Genomic DNA, 19,758 nt, shown 5'->3' on the forward strand with positions numbered 1-19,758 from the left:
GGTCACGGGTGAAGTCCTTTCAGCAGCGCCGCGGTGGCGTCGCAGTGTTTCTCCATGGTGGTTCTTGCGATATCGGCGTCGCCGTCGACGATGGCGTGCACGATGCGGGCGTGCTGCTCGTCTGAGCTCACGATGTTGGCCTGCAGGAACGGGATCTCCGACAAGTACTCGTGCACCCTCGTCTGCGCCCAGCCGACCGCCTTGGACAGCTTGGGCGATCCGCATGCCGACGCGATCGCGAGATGCAGTCGCGCGTCCGCCTGCCGGTACAGCTCAGGAGCACGGCTCGTGTCGAAGTCCGCGAGCGCCGCGAGCAGCAGCTGCCGCTGCTCGTCGCCGATGCTGGCCGACGCCGCCGTCTGACAGGCGCCGGGCTCGACGACCCGTCGGAAGACGAGAAGATCGTCGAGCTCGGCGCGGGACGGAGAGACGGAAACCCCCATATCCGTCCGGGGCCGGGCCGCCCCCGCTTGCCCGACCACCGATCCCCCGCCCCTGCCTCTCGTCGTCGTGACCATGCCGGCCGCGCGCAGCGCGCTGATCGCCTCGCGCACCGTGGAGCGGGAGACGTTCATGCGGACGGCGAGCTCGCGTTCCGTCGGCAGCTTGTCGCCGGGCCGGAACACACCGAGCTGGATCGCTGAGCCGAGCTGCTCGACGCACGACTCGAAGGCCATGTGGTCGCGCACCGGCTGCAGCACCGCGTCGACGAGAGGGGTCTGTGTCATCGTCATGGATCCTGAGCCATCCCTTCCGTCGGTCATTCCTCCAGAAGTCTGTCTGCGGCGAGGGTCAGATGCTCGGATTCCTCCCGGGTCATGAAGTGGCGGCGTCCGCGGCCGTACCAGAGCGCTATCGCGAGCACGGCGACCACGACGACGGCGATCGGCGCGTAGTTGAACGTGTCGACGGTGATCGGCGTGACCGGCGGAAGCACGAACAGGATGCAGATCAGGATGACCCAGCAGACCGCGATCCAGCCCACCAACGGGCTCCATCTGCCCAGGTGCCACGGACCCGGCACGAACTCCTTGTTCAGCCGCCTCAGAAGCACCGGTGTCACGTAGGCGATGTACAGCCCGATCACGGCTATCGACGTGACCGCGAGGTAGGCCGTGTTGTTGAACAGCGCGGGCACGGTGAGGATCACCGAAAGGCACACGCACAGCCAGACCGAGTTCGTCGGCGTTCCGCTGCGCGGGTTCACCTTCGACCACAAGCGCGATCCGGGGATGGCGTTGTCGCGCGAGAACGCGTAGCTCATGCGGGAGTTCGCGGTGACGGATGCCATGCCGCAGAAGAACTGCGCACCGCACACGATGAAGAGCAGGAACTTCGCCATCGTCGGGTTGTTCAGCGCGTCGAGGAAGATCTGCGCCGGCGGCAGCCCCGTGCTCGACGCCGCCAGCTTGTCGAGTCCGGCGTTCGTACCGTTCTGGATGGCCGCGGTGATGGAGTAGAGCAGGATCCAGCCGCCGATGATCGAGATCACGACGCTCATCACGATGCCCCGCGGCGCCGATCGGGCCGCGCCCTTCGTCTCCTCCGCCACGTGAGCCGAGGCGTCGTATCCGGTGTACGTGTACTGCGCCATGAGCAGGCCCATCAGGAACACGTACGGGGCGAACGAGAATCCGGTCGCGTTGTGCCAGGCGGTCATCGTCCAGGTGAAGCTCTGGTGATGCGTGGGCAGAATCCACAGCACGCCGACGATGATGAGCACGCCGACGATGTGCCACCAGGCGGAAACGTTGGAGAGGATGCTGACCAGCTTGACCCCGAACGTGTTGAGCAGTCCATGGATGACGATCAGCACCACGAACGTGAGGAACGTGCCGAGCGCGGTCGGGGTGATACCCCACACCAGCGCCGCGAACGCGTTCATGGTGGTCGCTGCTCCGAAGTCGATGGCCGCGGTGACCGCGATCTCGCCGAGGAAGTTGAACCAGCCGACGAACCACGCCCACTGACGCTTGTTCTTCTTGGCGAGGCGTCCTGCCCAGAAGTACAGGCCGCCGGCGGTCGGATACCTGGAGCACACCTCGGCCATGGCGAGCGCCACGAGCAGCACGAACACGCCGACGACGGGCCATCCGATGTTGATGGCGGCCGGGCCGCCGGAGTTCAGCGCGATGGCGTACGAGGTGATGCATCCGGCGAGGATGGAGATGATCGAGAACGAGACCGCGAAGTTCGAGAAGCCGGACATGCCGCGGTGCAGTTCTTGCTTGTAGCCGAGCTTCGCCAGCGCCGCCGCGTCGGCATCCAGCACGTCGTCGACGTGCGCGTCTGAGTCGCCAGGTTCCTGCCCAGCCAGTGTGTCTTCGGTCATGACGGTGTCACTGCCAATCGGGTCGGGGGGCGCGTCGTCGTCGACGCGTCGATCGCGATTCTTGCGCTGGCCGACCGCTTCTGTCAATGGTCGGATGTTAGACCTTTACGTCGGAGCACCGCCCCAAGGACCGGAAGTCCACAACGCTCGCGCCGGCCGCCCGTAGAGTGTGGCCATGACGGAGACGTCCGACCCTGCCGGTCCAGCAGCCGCCGACCTCGACGCGAGCTCCGCGGCCGCCGCTTCCGAGCTGGAAGACTTCGAGTCGGCGGATGCTGCCGCCGTGCGCGCCCACGAAGCGGTGCCGTCGCGCACCTTCTGGGCCAACCTCAATCATCCGTTCGTCGTGGGCTTCTCGCTGACGATCGGCGGCCTCGCCGCGTTCGTCGTGGGGGTGGCGTTCTCGAACCTGTCGACGATCATCATCTACATCGTGTTCGCCCTGTTCGCGGCGCTCGGGCTCGACCCGATCGTGCGCACCCTGGAACGGCACAAGGTGAAGCGGGCGTGGGGCATCGTGATCGTGTACACGGCGTTCGCGCTCATCCTCGTCGGTGTGCTGTGGCTCATCGTTCCCACGATGGTGCGCCAGATCAGCCAGTTCGTGAGCAACATCCCGAAGACGATCACCGCGTTCCAGCACTCGGATTTCTACAGCTGGCTGCAGTCGAACTTCGGCGACCAGGTGTCGAACATCACCGACCAGATCAAGAACTTCCTCGCCGATCCGGCCAACATCGCAGCCATCGGAGGCGGCGTCGTGAAGGTGGGCTTCACGATCGGGTCGGTGATCTCCGGTGTCATCATCGTGCTGGTGCTCAGCCTGTACTTCCTGGCAACACTGCCGGCCATGAAGGCTGCCTTCGTGCGCCTCGCGCCCGCACGCAACCGGCGAACGGTGTCGTCGATGATGGAGCAGATCTCTTCGGGCATCGGCGGCTATCTCGGGGGGATGGTCGTGCTCGCGTTCTGCAATGCGGTCATCGCGTTCTTCATCTACCTCTTCCTCGGGCTGCCGTTCCCGCTGCTGATGGCCGTGGCGGCTTTCTGCATCACGCTCATCCCGCTCGTCGGATCCGTGCTGTTCTGGATGGCCGGCACCGTGATCGCACTGTTCAGCAGCCCACTCGGCGCGCTCGTGTTCGCGATCATCTACCTCGTGTACATGCAGATCGAGGCATACGTCCTCACGCCGCGCGTCATGAACCGCGCGATCGCCGTCCCCGGCTCGCTCGTCGTGATCGGCGCGCTGGTCGGCGGCACTCTGCTCGGGCTGCTCGGAGCGCTGGTGGCGATTCCGGTGACGGCGAGCATCCTGCTGATCGTCAAGCAGATCCTCATTCCCCGTCAGGACGCCAAGGTCTGAGGGCGCCGTGTTGAGCACCTCATGGGCGTGGTTCAAGCGCCACGATCCCGACCTCGGCGCTCTGCGAAGAGCGGGACGTGCCGCCGTTGTGATGCCCGCCCTGTTCGCCTTCGGCTTCTACGTGGTGCACAACCCGGACTTCGCGCTGTTCTGCGCCTTCGGCTCGCTCGCGATGCTGCTCTTCGTCGGCTTCGGCGGCACGATCAGGGAGCGCCTCCAGGCGCAACTCGCTCTTGCGATCGCCGGCGCCGTGTTCGTCTGCCTCGGCACGCTTCTGGCGGTACCGGTGTGGCTCGGAGCGCTGTCGATGGCGGTCGTCGCGTTCGTCGTGCTCTTCGTCGGAACGGTGAGCGATGTTCTCGCGTCGGCCAGCACGGCACTTCTGCTGACGTTCATCCTGCCCGTCTCGCTGCCCGGCGGCATCGACACCCTGCTGCCGCGTCTGGCCGGCTGGGGGACGGCGTCGTTGGTGGGCCTGGCTGCCATCGCACTGCTCTGGCCCGCACCCACGCGGATGCCGCTGCGCACCAGTGCGGCGGATGCGTGCAGGGCCCTGGCCTCCCGGCTGCGTGCGGACGCCGAGTTCGTGCTGAGCGGGCGAAGCGATGCCGCGGGCGAAGCGCGCGACCATGCGGCCACGCGAGCGGATGCCGCGGTCGAGGCTTTGCGGGCACTCTTTCTCGCCACCCCGTATCGTCCGACAGGATTGAACACCCCTGCGCGCACCGTCGTGCGGCTCGTCGACGAGCTCGACTGGCTGCAGACGGTCGTCGCGCAGTCCGCGTTCGTGCCGCGCCTCACCTTCACCGGCGCAGATGGCGTCTACCGGGACGTGTGCCAGGTGAAGATCGCCGCAGCCGACGTGCTCGAGCGCGGTGCGGACATCCTGCTGGGCAACGGCGCACCCGGCGACGAGTTGGAGGAAGCGCTCACATGGCTCGCTGACGCACGCAGCGCCGTCGCCGAGCGTGCACTCACCGGGCTGCCCGAACGGGTGAGCCGTGGGACGGGAGACGCGGACAACGCCGACGCCTTCGTCTCAGCGCTCGACCCCGGGTTCCGTGCTCAGGAGCTGGGTTATGCGGTCTCCCAGGTCGGACGGAACATCGCGCTGACAGCTGCTGCCGAGCGTCGCAGCTGGTGGGACAAAGCCCTCGGGCGGCAACCGGGCGACCTGATCGGATCTTTCAGCGCCGGGATCGAGCGGGCACGCGCGCAATTCGAGTGGCATTCGGTGTGGTTGCACAACAGCATCCGCGGAGCAGCCGCACTCGGGGTCGCCGTGCTGCTGGCGGATCTGACCGGAGTGCAGCATTCGTTCTGGGTAGTGCTCGGCACGATGTCAGTGCTGCGGTCGAACGTGCTGAGCACCGGGCAGAACGCCCTGCGCGGAGTGATCGGGACAGCGGCCGGAGTGGCGATCGGTGGCGCGCTGCTGACCGTGCTGGGCACGAATCCCGTCGCGCTGTGGATCGTGCTCCCCGTCTCCATGCTCATCGCCGGGGTAGCACCGACAGTCATCTCGTTCGCCGCAGGACAGGCCGCCTTCACCCTCACGCTCGTGCTGCTGTTCAACATCATCGAGCCGACCGGCTGGACGGTCGGCCTCTACCGCATCGAAGACGTCGTTCTCGGATTCCTGGTCAGCCTGCTCCTCGGCCTGCTGTTCTGGCCGCGGGGTGCTGCAGCGGCGCTGCGCGTCGCCTTGGCGGAGGCGTACTCGGCGCTCGCCGACTACCTGTTCGCGGCAGTGGCGTTCGGGGTGGACCGGTGCGATGCGAGCGTGACCAGGCATCCACTCCCGGCGGCGGAGGCAAGACGCACGGCCGCCGCGTCACGCAGGCTGGACGACACCTTCCGGACGTATCTCACCGAACGCTCCACGCGTCGAGTGCCGCTCGCCGAGGCATCCGCCGCCGTCGCGGGGGTTGCCGCTATTCGCCTGGTGTGCGACGCGATCGTCGACATGTGGAGCGATGAGGACGGCACGGCGCAGGGCGACCGTGCACGGGCCAGGCGCGCGCTGGAGACGTCGGCCGCGGTGCTGAGCGAGTGGTGCAGGCAGCTGGGTGGCCGCCTCCTGCGCCGGGACGAGCTTCCGGCGGCTCCGGAACGCAATCCGGTTCTCACGTCCGAGCTGATCGACTCGGTGCGGCTCGACCTGGGCGACGAGTCGGGGAGAAGCACCCCTACCGCCGTGCGCATCGTGTGGACCGGCGACTACCTGGATGCCGTCCGCCGGCTGCAGACCCGCATCGTGACGCCCGAGCAGACCGTGCCGGGGCGTGCCGCGACACAGCCTCGCTGAGTGCCGCCGCGACCGCATCGAACACGTGGTCGCGAGCTCGAACGCACGCCACATCGCGGCGTAGGCGCCGTCGCGCTCGAGGAGTTCGTCGTGCGAGCCGACCTCGATGACGCGGCCGTGGTCGAGCATGACGATGCGGTGAGCGCCCATCGCTGTCTGCAGACGATGGGCGATGAGCACCGTGGTGCGGTCGCGGGCGAGGCGATGCATGGCATCCGTCACCCGCGCCTCGGTGGCGAGATCGAGGTTGCTGGTCGCCTCGTCGAGCAACAGAATCGCGGGGTCGACGAGCTCGGCACGCGCGAGCGCTATCAGCTGGCGCTGACCCGCCGAGAGGGATTTGCCGCGTTCGGCGATCAACGTGTCGTAGCCGTGGGGCAGCGTCGCGATCATGTCGTGGGCGCCAACGGCCCGTGCGGCGTCCTCGATGTCGGAGGCCGGGGCATCCGGTCGACCGTAGGCGATGTTCTCGGCGACGGTTCCGGTGAACAGGAAGGATTCCTGCGGCACGTAGCCGAGGTGGCGCCGGTAGTCGCCCAGGCCGAGCCTGCGCAGGTCGATGTCGTCTGCCAGAACGGCGCCGCGGTCAGGGTCGTAGAACCGGGCGAGCAGCTTCATCACCGTCGACTTTCCTGCCCCGGTTTCGCCGACGAGCGCGACCGTCTCGCCCGCACGGATACCGAGACCGATTCCGGCCAGCGCCTCCTGCGGTCGTCGAACGGCCGCGTCGCGGGACAGCGGGTCGTGGGCATCCCGAGGTCCGCGCAGCTCGGCCGATACCGCACCCGTCGGGTAGGCGAAGTGGACGTCGTCGAGCGCGACGTCGCCGGTCAGGTGCCGAACGTCGACCGGATGCTCCGGCTGCGGCGTCAGCGTTTCAAGCTTCATGAGACCGGAGATGCGCGACACCGAGACGCGGGTCTGCTGCCAGGCGTCGAACACCTGCGAGAGCTGCTGGATCGGCGAGAAGAACATGTCGATGTAGAGCAGGAACGCGATGAGGGCTCCGGCCGTGAGGTTGCCCTGCGCGATGAGCGCGGCGCCGAGGCCGAGCACGATGGCGTCGGCGATGGCTGAGAGGAACTGCACGAACGGGAAGTAGATCGCGACAAGCCGTTGCGCGGCGACCCGGGAGCGCAGGTAGGCGCTGCCGTGCCCGTGGAAGCGGCGCATGGTCGCCTCCTCGTGCGTGAACGCCTGCGACTCGCGCACCCCCGAGAGGCTCTCCTGGAACGCGGCGTTGACGATGGCGATGCGCTCCCGGGAGAGGTCGTAGAGCCGCGACGAGCGCCGCCGGAACCACATCGTGGCGATGGCCAGCGGAATCACGACGGTGAGCACGGCCAGGCCGAGCGGGGCATCCACGATGACGAGCGCGACCCCGACGCCGACGAACGTGACGAAGGCGACCAAGGCGCCGAGCAGACCGTTCTGCAGCAGCGACTCGAACTGGTCGATGTCGGTCGTCATGCGCGTCATGATGCGGCCGGCCATCTCGCGCTCGTAGTAGTCGAGCGAGAGCCGCTGCAGCTGTGCGAACACGCGGATGCGCAGCGACAGCATGATGCGCTGCGCCGCGCGTCCGGTGACGAACGACTCGGCCATGCCGTTGAAGAGGTCGGCGATCGTGATGACGAGATAGAGAGCGGATGCCCCGAACAGCACGGCTGCAACGCCTCTGGTGACGCCGTCATCGATCCCCGTCTTGACCACGGCCGGCCCGAGGAGACCGATGAACGCGTCGATCACGACGAACACGAGCGCGAGGAGCAGTGGGCGGCGGAACTCGCCCAGCACCTTTCCCAGCGAGAAGTCGCGCTCGTGACGAGACTCGCGGTCGAGGTCGATCTCGGGAAAGTCCTTCACCGGCGGAAGCGCGGCGACCCGCGCCAGCAGCTCGGGGGTGGGCGCGAGGCCTGCGCCCATGCCGCGCATGCCGCCGCCTCCGCCGCCGAGGCCCATGCCGATGCCTGTGGCGCGCGCCGCACCCGATGGGCGCGCGGGCGCGCTGGAGCTGGGAGGCCGCCGTCCTGACGGTCGGTCGTGGCCGGACGCCGAGTCGACATCGCCGTCAGAGTCGGCGGCGACGTCGAGCTCCGCACCCGCGAGCGCGTCGATGTCGCCGCGGCGGGCGGCATCCGTCGCGCCGAACAGGGCGCGGTACGTGTCGCTGTGGTCGATGAGCTCGTCGTGCGTGCCCTGGTCGACGATGCGGCCGTGCTCGAGAACGACGATGCGGTCGGCCAGGTGCAACGTGGAGTGCCGATGGGCGACCAGCAGAACCGTCCGGTCCTCCATCACGCTCCGCAGCGCGTCGTGGATGGTCTGCTCGGTGCGGGCGTCGATGGCGCTGGTGGCGTCGTCGAGCACGAGAATGGCCGGGTCGCGCAGGATCGCTCTCGCGAGGGCGATCCGCTGCCGCTGGCCACCGGAAAGACTCAAGCCCCGCTCGCCGACCACGGTGTCGTATCCGCGGGGCAGATCCATGATGAAGTCGTGAGCCTGCGCCGCCCGTGCGGCGGTCTCGATCTCGTCGTCGGTGGCATCCGGAGCGCCGTAGGCGATGTTGTCGTGCACCGACTCGGAGAACAGGAAGGCGTCTTCGAAGGCCATGCCGATCGACTGCCGAAGCGATCCGAGGCGCACGTCGCGCACATCCGTGCCGCCGATCGTCACACCACCCGCGTCCGGGTCGTAGTAGCGCACGAGCAGGCGCCCGACCGTGGACTTTCCGCTTCCACTCGCGCCGACGAGCGCGACCCGCTCCCCCGGTCGCACGGTGAGCGAGAAGTCGCGCAGCACGGGTGTCTCGGACTCGTAGCCGAAGGTGACGTCGGAGAACTCGATGGTTCCGGGGCGGGCGGGCAGGTCGACGGCGCCGGGAGCATCCTGAATGGCCGGCGTCAGGTCGAGCAACTGGAAGATGCGCTCGAGTCCGGTGCGGGCCATCTGCCCGATGGTGAGGATGCCCGCGAGCTGCCGCGCGGGCGCCATGAGCTGGGCGATGTAGGTGGAGAACGCGAGGAACGTGCCGAGCGTGATGTTGCCGGTGAGGGCGAGCCATCCGCCGAGCGCCAGGATGCCCACCTGGCCGAGCACGGGCACCGCCTCGAGCAGCGGCTGGTACCGGGACTGGATGCGCACGGCACGCATCTGGGATCCGTACAGCGCGGAGGCCGTGCCGGTGAGACGTTCCAGCTCGCGTCGTTCCTGCCCGAACGCCTTCACGACGCGTACACCGCCGACGTCCTCATCGACGATCTCGGCGAGGTCCCCCTCCTTCTGCTGGCCGTCCCAGGTGGCGGGGAAGACGCGGCGGCGCATCCGGTAGCTGACGATGAGCAGTGCGGGCAGCACGGCGAGGCTGATGATCGCGAGCAGCGGTGAGAGCACGAACATCACGACGAGCGAGAGCACCATCATGAGCACGTTGCCCGAGACCAGCGGCAGGAAGTTCAGCAGGCCCTGCACCAGCGCGGAGTCGGAGTTCGCGCGGGCGACGAGCTGGCCCGTCGGCATGGTGTCGAGGGTGGCGGCGTCCAAGCCCTGCAGCTTGTCGTGCATCTCGTTGCGCAGGTCGTTCTGCACGTCGAGCGCCACGCGCCCGCCGCGGTACCGACGCAGATAGGCGAAGCCGAACGCGATGACCGCCAGCCCGATGAGCAGTGCGAGCCAGGGCAGCAGCGGTGCCGACTTGTCGATGATGACGCCGTCCACGATCTGCCTGGCGATGAGCGGAGTGGCCACCTGACACGCGGAACCGAGGATGGCCGCCGCCACCGCGATCGACACGTTCACCCGGTGACGCCACAGGTAGTGGCCGAGCCGGCGCAGCCATCCCGGCTTGGATGTCTCCGGGGCGGATGCCGGTTGCTCCGCGTCAGTCTGCGTGCCGTCTTGTGCCTTCGTCTGGGTCATACGGTCGCCCCCGCCGATGGTCGGGGCGTTCGGTCGGGTTCCGACGGCTGCGACACGGGTCGAGTCGCTCCACCGGCGTCCGCAGGCGACACAGCCCGGGTCGCAGCGCCGAGGTCCGCAGACCCGGCAGCGCCTACCGCCGTGGCGTGTCGCGCGGCGGCGATGGATGCCTGCCGGCGCTCGATCGCGGTTTCGAGCGATGCGAGGGCGGTCAGCGTGGCCACAGCATCGTCGGTGTCGTCGACGAGCTGTGTCACGACTGCGACCAGCGCTTGCTCCGCGGCAGAGCGTGCGACCTCGCCGGATGCCGTCAGCACGAGGTCCGTCGCGCGCTGGTCGGCGTCGTGCGCCTGCTTGCTCAGCAGTCCACGGCGCACGAGCGAGTCCACCGTCGAGCTGATCGCAGGCTTGCCGAGCGCGAGCCGGTGCGCCAATCGGGATGCCCGTGCTTCACCCTCCGCCACGGCGGAGAGCACCCTGAAGTCGGCGAGGCTGAGCTCAGGCAGCGAACGCTCCAGCACGCGCGAGGCACGGGTGAGCGCGTTGACCGCGGCACGGGCATCCGCATCGCGTTGAGATAGTTCGAGCACCGAACCATCGTAGAACGAGAGCCGGAGCTGCGGGGCGGCGCGACTCCGTTTCCGCGAGGCTGCACGCCCACCCCGAAACAGCGGGTAATGACCACGGTCTCGGGGCGGGCGTGCAGTCTCGTGATGAGATCAGGCGCCGCGAGCTACCCCACCGTCACCTCGTGGCCGGTCTCGGCGGAGCGGTAGCACGCGTCGATGAGTTCGGCGCGGCGCAGGCCGAGGGATCCGTCGTGCTTCACCCACTCCGCCTCGCCGGCGCGGCTGGCCGCGACGAACTCGGCGACGACCTGGTCGTGTCCCCCGTTGTCACCGGGGGTCGCGTCGTAGTCGGCGACCACGCCGTCCTCGTTGCGGAACACGGTGAACTCGCTGGTGACGTAGTCGACCACGCGCAGCTCGGCGCCGCCCTCGGTGCCGTACACGGTCATCCAGTACACGTTCTCGTGCCGTGAGAAGCTGTCCCAGCTGGTCTCGAGCGTGAGAGTCACGCCGTTCTTCAACCGCACGAACGCGATCGCGATGTCTTCGACATCGAACCCCTCCATCGCCTTCGTACCGAGCTGGTCGTAGGTGGATGCCGACACGGTCGCCACCTCCGGTTCACCGAGCAGGTGCAGCGCGTAGTCGATCACGTGCACGCCGAGGTCGAGCAGCGGACCGCCGCCGGAGAGCTCCTTCTTCGCGAACCAACCGGAACCCGGGATGCCCGCGCGGCGCGACCATCCGGCCTTCGCCACATACGGGGTGCCGAGCTCCCCTGAGGCGATGATGCGGCCGAGCTCGGCGATGTCTCCACGCAGCCGGTGGTTGAACACCACCTGCAGCACCCGACCGGATGCCCGTGCCGCCTCGACCATCGCCCGCGCGTCCTCGAGGTTCGCCGCGATCGGCTTCTCCGTGAGCACGTGGATGCCACGCTGCAGCGCCGCGATCGACACCGGAGCGTGCAGGAACGTGGGCGTCGCGATGCTGATCGCATCCAACTCGACCGCGTCCAGCATGTCTTCCCAGCGTTGGAAGGTCGCCGGGATGCCGTACTCCGCCTGCAGCAGCTCGACCTGTTCGGTCTCCATGGCGGCAAGCGCAGCGATCTCGACGCCCTCCAGAGCGGCATAGCCCTTCAGGTGCTGCTGGCCGGCCCATCCTGCGCCGACGACGCCAACCTTCAGAGTGCTCACGCGTGCTCCCCCTCTCGCTCCGATGCCTGCTCTCCCACCGGCGCCTGCTCGCCTTCGGAGGGCTGGGCAAACCAGTCTCGCGGCGGGTTCGCCACCTCCGGCACGTGCGAGACGCCGCGCGCCGGAACCGCCCAGCGCACCGCGTTCGCCAGCACGTCTCGAACGTCCTCGTGATAGAACACCGGATACTCCTGGTCCCCGGGGCTGAAGTAGAACACCTTGCCCAGCCCGCGGCGATACGTGATTCCCGACCGGAACACCTCGCCGCCGGAGAACGAGCTCACGAATACCAGCTCATCCGGCGTCGGCACGTCGAAGTACTCGCCGTACATCTCCTGCTCACCGATGATCAGCGGCGACGGGATGCCCTCGGCGATCGGATGAGACGGGTTCACCGTCCACACCAGCTCACGTTCGGCTTCGTTGCGCCACTTCAGGGAGCACGTCGTTCCCATCAGAACCTTGAAGATCTTCGAGAAGTGCCCCGAGTGCAGCACGATCAGCCCCATGCCGGCCAGCACCCGCTGCTTCACCCGCTCGACCACCTCGTCGTCGACGTCGTCGTGCTTCATGTGGCCCCACCACAGAAGCACATCCGTCGCCTCGAGGGTCTCCGGGTCGAGGCCGTGCTGCGGCTGCTGCAGAGTCGCGGTGCGGATGCTCGCATCCGGCAGTCGCGCCGACAGTCCCTCAGCGATCGCCCCGTGGATCCCGTTCGGATAAATCGCCGCGATGTCCGGCTGCGTCGTCTCGTGGAAGTTCTCGTTCCACACGGTGATGCGCATGGTGCTCCTCGTTACGTGAGAGATGGGATGTTCGATCGTCTGCGCCGTTCAGGTCGCAGTTTTCGTCGCGATGAGTCCGGCGAGGCGACAGAAACTGCGACCTGAGCCGAAGGGGTGACACCTCGAATCGATTCGAACCGTCGGCAAGAGTACGCGGGCGCGCGGGGTGGTGCAAGGGCCGGTGCGCTACGGAAGAGTGTGGCCGGCCGCGGTGAAGAGGCGGTACCACTCGGGTCGAGTGAGCGGCAGGTCGGAGCCGGCTGCGGCATCCTTCACCCGCTGCGGGTTCGTCGTGCCCAGCACGACCTGCATGTTCGCCGGGTGGCGGGTGATCCAGGCGACGGCGATGGCCGTGGGCGTCACGCCATAGGATGCCGCGATCTCGTCGATCGCGTCGTTCAGCTCCGCGTAGTTCTCGCGGTCGCCGAGGAAGACGCCGTCGAAGAATCCCTTCTGGAACGGCGACCACGCCTGCAGGGTGATGCCGTTCAGGCGGGCGTAGTCGAGGATGCCGTTGTCGCGGTCGACCGACTGGTCGAGACCGTTCATGTTCGCGGCGATTCCCTGCGCGATGAGGTTGGCGTGCGTGATGCTCAGCTGCACCTGGTTCACGACGAGCGGCTGCCGCACGGAGCGCTTCAACAACTCGGTCTGGCCGGGCGTCTGGTTCGAGACGCCGAAGTGGCGCACCTTGCCCGCGTCGTGGAGTGTGCTGAAGGCATCCGCGATCTCGTCCGGCTCCATGAGGGTGTCGGGGCGGTGCAGGAGCAGAACATCGAGATAATCAGTGCGCAGCGCGGCGAGGGACTCGTCGACCGATTCGAGGATGTGCTCCTTCGAGAAGTCCCAGAATCCGTTCCGGATGCCCACCTTCGACTGGATGTACACCTGCTCGCGTTCGGCTCCGGTGAAGCGCACCGCGTCGCCGAAGCGCCGCTCGCACGCGTGGTCGCCGCCGTAGATGTCGGCGTGATCGAAGAAGTCGATGCCGGCGTCGCGGGCGGTGCCGACGAGGGTGCGGATCTGCTCGTCGTCGAGATCGCGGATGCGCATGAGGCCGAGGATGACGTTGCTGGCCTCGATGGAGGTGTTCGGGAGGGTGATGGTCTTCATGTCTTCCATGATTGCGGCCGGAGCGCGCTCCGGGTCCAATCGAGGCGACCGGACCCGGAGCTCGGGCTCAGAACGGGTGCTTCAGCAGCAAGCTGATCCGGTCGAAGAGCCACGTGACGGCATCCGCGCTCCCCTGACCAGGAGACGAGTGACCGCCGTGGCCGTTGCCGTTCCCCTCGCCGTGGCCGTTGCCGTTCCCACCGCCGTTCCCGTTGCCGTTGCCGGATCCGACGTGCACCGGGATCACCTTCGCGACCGACCCATCGTCGGCGAGCACGACGGCGCGCTGCTGCGGGTGCTTGAAGTCGAAGAACGCTGCCAGTGAGCCGGCGCGCTCGTCGAACGAGGAGTCGCCGATGCGTCCGGTCGACCAGTTGTCCTCGATGAACTTCGTGATCGACGTCTGCTCGATGCTCGTGTGATCCACGTAGTTCTGCTTGGAGAACGGCGAGATCACGAGGAACGGCAGTCGCTGGCTCGGCCCGCACCGATCCGCATATCCGCCGGCCGCCGGGGCGGACGACGTGGTGCAGATCGCAGAGTCGTTCGAGGCATCCTTCGATCCGTTGAGGATGGTCGGCGCGACGTGGTCGTACCAACCGTCGGAGTCGTCGTAGTTGATCACGATCGCGGTGCTCGACCACGACGGCGACTGCTGGATGGCGTTGATCTCCTTGACCAGGAACTTCTGCTCGTCGAGCGGGTCGGAGTAGCCGGCGTGGCCGTCCTGCGCCTCCGCCGCCTTGAGGAACGACACGGCCGGCAGGTTGTTCTGCTTCAGGGCTGTGTCGAACGCGGTCAGGTCGTACTGGTGGTTCGCCTGGTCGCTGTGCCCGATGGCGGCGTCACTCGTCGGCGGCAGGTGGTGCGGGTTCGAGGTGGACTTGTAGTACGCGAACGGGTTGTGGTGCGGCGAGTAGTCGGCGGATGCCGCTCCCGCCACGTTCGTCGACTTCGCACCGCACACCGCGTAGTGGCCGTTCGTGCCGTCCCACTTCGTGGTCGGGGCGAATCCGCCCTGGAACCATCCCCACGTCACGTTCTTCGCGTTGAGCAGGTCGCCGATGTTCTTGCCTGAGAGCGACGCGAGCGCGTTGGCCGACGTGTGATTGTTGTCGGCGCAGTCGTCATAGGCCGGGTCGGGATCGTTGATCACCGTCCCGACACCTTTCGCGTCGGGCGAGGCGACGGTGTAAGCATCCGGTGTCGCGGTCTGCTGCCCGGTCTTCGGATCGATGGAGGTGACGCCGTGCGTCTGCCCGGAGATGAGATTCAGGGCGCCGGGGGTGGAAGGACCGAAGACGGTGTCCCAGGCGTTGTCGCTCATCGCGTAGTTCTGGGCATAGTTCCACAGACCCGTGACCGTGTTGCCGTCGTAGTAGTCCATGGCGAGCCCGGGGCTTCCGTACATGCCGGTGCAGGTGTCTTTGCTCGTGTTCTCCACGAACTTGTCCATCGCACCGCCGTTCACCGCCTTCTGCTCCGCGCTGTAGCCATGGTTCTGATCGCACGTGACGGCCTGCTCGGGCGTGAGGCGCTGCGGGCTGTACGCGTTGGGATTGGATGCGATGAGTCCGGCGCTCTGCATCGTGTCGACGGCCGGGGTGCCCGCTGCGGCGGTGAACGACGTGCCGTCGGCGTTGGCTGCGTTCGGATAGGTGCCGAAGTAGTGGTCGAACGAGACGTTCTCGTCGAAAAGCACCACCAGGTGCTTGATCGGCGTCGTCGTCTTGGCGGAGTGGTCGGGCTGATGGGCGGACGCCGGCACCGCGAGGGCCACCGTCGTCGCGATCGCGGCGAGCGCGACCGGAATGGCGGCGACGCGCAGTGTGCGCCGCCCGAACACCGTGGGCATTCGTGTTCCTTTCGTCGGGAAGGGATGCTGTCGGCCGCGCGATCCGTCAGGATGCTCAGGCCAGCAGCCCGCTGGCGTACCAGTCGGCTCTGTGCCGCACGCCCGGCAGCGCGAAGAAGTAGCCGCCGCCGGTCGGCGAGATGTAGTCGGCGAGCGGTTCGTCGATGAGCCGTTTCTGCACGGTCACGAACTGCCGTTCGAGGTCTTGGTTGAAGCACGCGAAGATCAGCCCGGTGTCGAGGTTGCCGTTCACCTCGATTCCGGAGTCGTAGTTGTAGCCACGGCGGAGCATCTGCTGCTTCGCCTGCTCGGGCGAGCGGTTGTTCGCGAGCCGGATGTGGGCATCCAGCTGGATCACATCGCCCGTCGGATCGGTCTCGTACCGCGGATCGTCGTGCTCGTGCGTGCCGGTCAGCGGGGCGCCGGAGTCGCGGCGGCGGCCGATCATGTTCTCCTGCTCGTGCAGCGAGACGCGATCCCAGAACTCGACGAGCATGCGGATGATCCGCACCACGTGGTACGAGCCGCCCTCCACCCAGCTCGGCTCGATGCCGCCGGCATGCGTCCAGACCAGTTCGTCGGGAGCGGATGCCGCAGCCAGCGCGGGTGCCGAGGTGCCGTCCTTGAATCCCATCAGGTTGCGCGGCGTTCCCGACGGCCGGGGTGGCGAGACGAATCCGTCCTTGCGCCAGCGCAGCTGCATCGCGCCGCGAGTCGCCCGAGCGATGGCTCGCAGGGCGTGCGTCACGGTGTCCGGGTTGTGCGCGCACAGCTGCAGCAGCACGTCGCCGTCGCAGGTCGCGCGGTCCAGATCGTCGTTCGGGAAGTCCTCCATCGTGCGCAGCCGGTGCGGCTTGAGATCGGTCAGACCGAATCGGTCGTCGAAGACGGATTCCCCGAACGAGACGGTCACGGTCAGCCCGTCCGCCGGCACCTGCGGTCCGAGCACGCCGGAGTCGGCGGGCGGTGCGGTGATGCCGACGGTCTGCGGCGTTCCACCCGCTGTGAGGAATCGCGCCCGGTCGGTGATCGCCTTCATCAGGTCCGCGAGCTCGACCCGACCGGATGCCGTGAGGTCGAAGGCGGCGAACGTCGCGTTGCGCTGCGCCGGGGTGAGGATGCCCGCCTGGTGGGTGCCGTGGAACGGGTACGAGGCGGCGGGGCCGGCGGCCGCGGTCTCGGTCGTCTCCGCATCGCTCGCCGGCGTCGGAGCGCCCGCGCGGACAGACGTCGCCGCGGCGGCATGCGCACCAACCGCAGCTATCGGTGCGGCGATGCCGGCTCCCACGAGCCCGTGAAGGAAGCCGCGGCGGGCGAGTTCCGCCGTCACGTCGCCGGCCTCCGCACGTCGCAGATCGCCGCGATCGGCGCGAGCAGTTCGAGTGTTTCGTCGACGTGCGCGTCGAGCTGCTCGCGCTGCGCGGTGGTGAGGTCCGCGAGCGCCCGCCATGACCCATCCGCACCCCGGAACGACTCGACCAGCCGCTGCGTGGCCGCGATGGCGGCATCCGTCTTCGTCAGGTCGGGGTAGCGGGTCTTCAGGATGCCCCGCAACGGCTCGAGCGCGTGCGTCGTGCCGGTGAGGTTGGCGTCGAGCGTGGCGAGGTTGGTGTGGCTGCCGGCGTCCGTCTCACCGGTGAGTTCGAACTGCAGGGCGTTCTCCAGAATCTCGTGGGCGCGCAGGCCGATGTCGAGCGGGTCGATGCGGGCGTTCGGGAAGTCCGCCCGCAGGGCGGCGACGTCGTTCGTCAGTTGTGACGTGTAGGGCGCAATCGCGGATGCCGACGCACCGGAGAAGAGCAGTGCCTCGATCTTGTGGAACCCGGTCAGGTCGGGATCATCGAGTGCGTTGCGACCGGGGGCGGGCATGCCGTTGATCGCCGTGTCGGCATCGCCGAACGCACCGTACGCGGCTCCGAGCGTCTCGTACTCGAGGTGCGCGCTGAGCCAGTCCGCCTTGGCCTTGCCGAGGTCGCCGGATGTCACGTCACCGGCGAGCGCGTCCGTCTCAGCCTGCAGCACGGGCAGCCGGCTCTCGATCCAGGCGCCGTACTGCTTCGAAGCGGGGATGAGGTCGTTCTGCGTCACCGGTGGGATGCCCGCGGTTGCGTTCGCGACCCGCTTCGCGCCTGAAACGGTGACGACCGGTCCGGCGATGGGATCGGCGTCGGCCGGAAGGCAGACGAACCGGTACCGGCCCGCGCCGAGCGTGGCCTGGCCGCGCGTCGTGGTGCCGGCCCCGAGCGATTCCAGGTCGAGGTAGACATCCTTCGCGGTCGCCGACTGCAGGTAGACCTCCATGCCCGCGATCGAGGTGTTCCTGACGTCGAATATCTGCACACCTGCCGTGGGCTGCACCCAGCCGGTGCCGCAGCTCGAGATGCCCGCGTCGACGGCGTAGGCATCCGGATGCTCGTCAGCGGGTTGCGAGCGCATCAGCACCGTGAGCACGACGCCCGCAGCGATGACGACGACCGCGCCCGCCAGCGCTCCGTACTTCGCCCCTTGCCGCACGGGATGCCATGCTGGCACCGGATTCGGGCCGGTTCACCGGCCGTTCATCGAGTTCACGCAGTGTTCAGCGAGTGCTCGTTCGGATGCCTGCGAGTGCGGGTAGACCGGTTGGTCGAGGCTGAGCCGACGGCCGTGCCGCCAGCGCCGCGGCGAGCATCCCGTTCACTCCGACGTGCACACCCCGGTGGCGACGGGCGTCGGGCCCGCGGTGGAGAGCACGGGGCGCACCTCGCCGAGGGTGAGCGCGTAGCCGGTGTCTGTATCCGTCGTCGAACGGGCGAACACCATGCCGACCACGTCGCCCTGGTCGTCGAACAGCGGACCGCCGGAGTTGCCCGGCCGCACGATCGCACGCAGCGAATACACGTCACGGACGACCGAGTCGTGCTGATAGATGTCGGTTCCTGCGGCCGTGAGCTCACCGCGGATCCGCGCCCCGCCGAGCGTGTACGGGCCGCCGCCCGGGAATCCTGCGACCACGGCCGGATCTCCCGCGTTCAGTGTCGCCCCCATGCGGAGCGCCGGCGCTCCGAGGCCGGGGACCCTCAGCACGGCGACGTCGCGGTCCGGGTCGAACGCGACGACCGATGCTTGGTACGAGCGATCATCCTGCGACACGATCTCTACGGATGAGGAGCCCGCGACGACGTGGGCGTTCGTGACGACGATGCCGGATGCCTCCACCCAGCCGCTTCCGCTGGACTCCATAGAGCAGCTGGACTGCACCGCCTCGACCTTGACGACGCTCCGCGACTCGGCCTGCACGGCGGCCGGAATGGCCGAGTCGGGGGCAGCGGTGTCGGGAATCGTCTCGTTGCCGGAGAAGACCTTGGGCAGGCCCGCGCCGGCAAGCGCGTCGTCAAGCGCGCCGAGGGCTGTGGCGGGCGGCACCGGTGCAATGTCGTCGAGCACCGTGACGATGCGGGATGCGGATGCCAGCTGCGAGGCCGGGTAGATCGACGACGACTGCGCGAACCCCGCGACGAGCCACACGACGGCCGCCCAGGCGACGAGGCCGACGATCGCACCGCCCGTCGCATCGATGCCGTTCAGGGCGCCGCGTCGGCCGATGCGTCCGCGGAGCACGGCGCCGAGGCTGGATGCCACGCCGTAGAGAACGGCTCCGCACACCAGCACGACTACGGCCGCGAGAACCGTGCGGGCGATCATGCTGCCGTGGCCGAGCGGCATCGCCCATCCGACCATCACCGGGGCGAGCAGGAGTCCGATCCAGAGGCCCGCGACGAGCCCCACCATGGACAGCGCGGTGACCAGGGCTCCGCGGCGCCAGCCGACCGCGATAGCGGCGACCGCGGCGAGCGCGAGCACGATGTCGACGGCGATCTCCACGACACCGATTTTCGCCGGTGTTGCTGTGCGGGTGCTGGAGTGCACGGTGACCGGCTGAGTTGCTTCTGTGGGATGCGCTCCTCGTTGTCAGCAGCGCATCGGCGTCATGTTCACATCGGCCGGCGTCCGATCGGGGGTGGTTCACCGGCGCTCGAGCTCAGCCCCCGTCGTACTCCGCTTGCCAGCGCCCGAGACTTCGAGGCCCGTCGCCATACCCGATCGCGATCGATCCAGACCGGTGGTCTCACTTCGGGAACTCCGGCACTCATCCGCACCTGCCATCCGGAGCTTTCGATGGTGCGATGGTGGTACCAACAGAGCGCAGGCTGTCGCATGAATCTGGGTCTCGTTTCGGTGAGTCGAGCCGGTTTATTCCCTGGTCAGGGGATAATTAGGTGTGGGTGTGAATGTGCGTTCCGGGGATCTGGATCAGCTGTTTCTGCTGCCGA

The 19,758-nt window shown here is 68.0% G+C and carries 12 protein-coding genes and 1 pseudogene; 2 read left to right on the top strand and 11 right to left on the bottom strand.

The window, feature by feature from the left end; all coding sequences use genetic code 11:
- Positions 1-2: 2 nt before the first annotated feature.
- Complete coding sequence (locus tag ACYVII_RS16935; RefSeq protein WP_460537268.1) at positions 3-728, bottom strand: FadR/GntR family transcriptional regulator; 726 nt, start codon at positions 726-728, stop codon at positions 3-5.
- Between the two features lie 32 nt (positions 729-760).
- The gene (locus ACYVII_RS16940; RefSeq protein ID WP_460537270.1) at positions 761-2,419 is read right to left on the bottom strand and encodes an APC family permease; all 1,659 of its coding nucleotides are present in this window, start codon (positions 2,417-2,419) and stop codon (positions 761-763) included.
- Between the two features lie 88 nt (positions 2,420-2,507).
- Here ACYVII_RS16940 and ACYVII_RS16945 point away from each other — a divergent pair, with 88 nt between their 5' ends.
- Positions 2,508-3,698 (top strand): AI-2E family transporter, encoded by a 1,191-nt coding sequence (locus ACYVII_RS16945; RefSeq protein WP_460537272.1) that lies wholly within the window; start codon positions 2,508-2,510, stop codon positions 3,696-3,698.
- Positions 3,699-3,708: 10 nt separating this feature from the next.
- A complete protein-coding gene (locus tag ACYVII_RS16950; protein ID WP_460537274.1) occupies positions 3,709-6,006 on the top strand; it encodes an FUSC family protein in 2,298 nt (765 codons plus the stop codon).
- A gap of 261 nt (positions 6,007-6,267) precedes the next feature.
- On the opposite strand, the pseudogene ACYVII_RS16955 reads toward ACYVII_RS16950, so the two are convergent.
- From ACYVII_RS16955 to ACYVII_RS16995, 9 genes and pseudogenes are all read right to left on the bottom strand, one after another.
- Positions 6,268-9,924 (bottom strand): annotated as a pseudogene (locus tag ACYVII_RS16955) (ABC transporter ATP-binding protein); the annotation flags it as partial.
- Positions 9,921-10,514, bottom strand: coding sequence for a MarR family winged helix-turn-helix transcriptional regulator (locus ACYVII_RS16960; RefSeq protein WP_460537276.1), 594 nt, complete (start codon positions 10,512-10,514; stop codon positions 9,921-9,923). The pseudogene ACYVII_RS16955 and the gene ACYVII_RS16960, both read right to left, overlap by 4 nt.
- 143 nt (positions 10,515-10,657) lie before the next feature.
- Positions 10,658-11,692: a Gfo/Idh/MocA family protein gene (locus tag ACYVII_RS16965; RefSeq protein ID WP_460537278.1), complete on the bottom strand. Its 1,035-nt coding sequence runs from the start codon at positions 11,690-11,692 to the stop codon at positions 10,658-10,660.
- Positions 11,689-12,477 (bottom strand): ThuA domain-containing protein, encoded by a 789-nt coding sequence (locus ACYVII_RS16970; RefSeq protein ID WP_460537280.1) that lies wholly within the window; start codon positions 12,475-12,477, stop codon positions 11,689-11,691. Before ACYVII_RS16970 ends, ACYVII_RS16965 begins: the two co-directional genes overlap by 4 nt.
- A gap of 186 nt (positions 12,478-12,663) precedes the next feature.
- Positions 12,664-13,590: an aldo/keto reductase gene (locus ACYVII_RS16975; protein ID WP_460537282.1), complete on the bottom strand. Its 927-nt coding sequence runs from the start codon at positions 13,588-13,590 to the stop codon at positions 12,664-12,666.
- Positions 13,591-13,657: 67 nt separating this feature from the next.
- Positions 13,658-15,445, bottom strand: coding sequence for a phospholipase C (locus ACYVII_RS16980; RefSeq protein ID WP_460537284.1), 1,788 nt, complete (start codon positions 15,443-15,445; stop codon positions 13,658-13,660).
- 55 nt (positions 15,446-15,500) lie between these two features.
- Positions 15,501-16,775: a Dyp-type peroxidase gene (efeB, locus tag ACYVII_RS16985; protein ID WP_460537286.1), complete on the bottom strand. Its 1,275-nt coding sequence runs from the start codon at positions 16,773-16,775 to the stop codon at positions 15,501-15,503.
- Positions 16,772-17,959 (bottom strand): EfeM/EfeO family lipoprotein, encoded by a 1,188-nt coding sequence (locus tag ACYVII_RS16990; protein ID WP_460537288.1) that lies wholly within the window; start codon positions 17,957-17,959, stop codon positions 16,772-16,774. The genes efeB and ACYVII_RS16990 overlap by 4 nt, the downstream gene beginning before the upstream one ends.
- A 162-nt stretch (positions 17,960-18,121) precedes the next feature.
- Complete coding sequence (locus tag ACYVII_RS16995) at positions 18,122-19,309, bottom strand: MarP family serine protease (protein WP_460537290.1); 1,188 nt, start codon at positions 19,307-19,309, stop codon at positions 18,122-18,124.
- Positions 19,310-19,758: the final 449 nt, after the last annotated feature.

Source organism: Humibacter ginsengiterrae, from assembly GCF_054780115.1.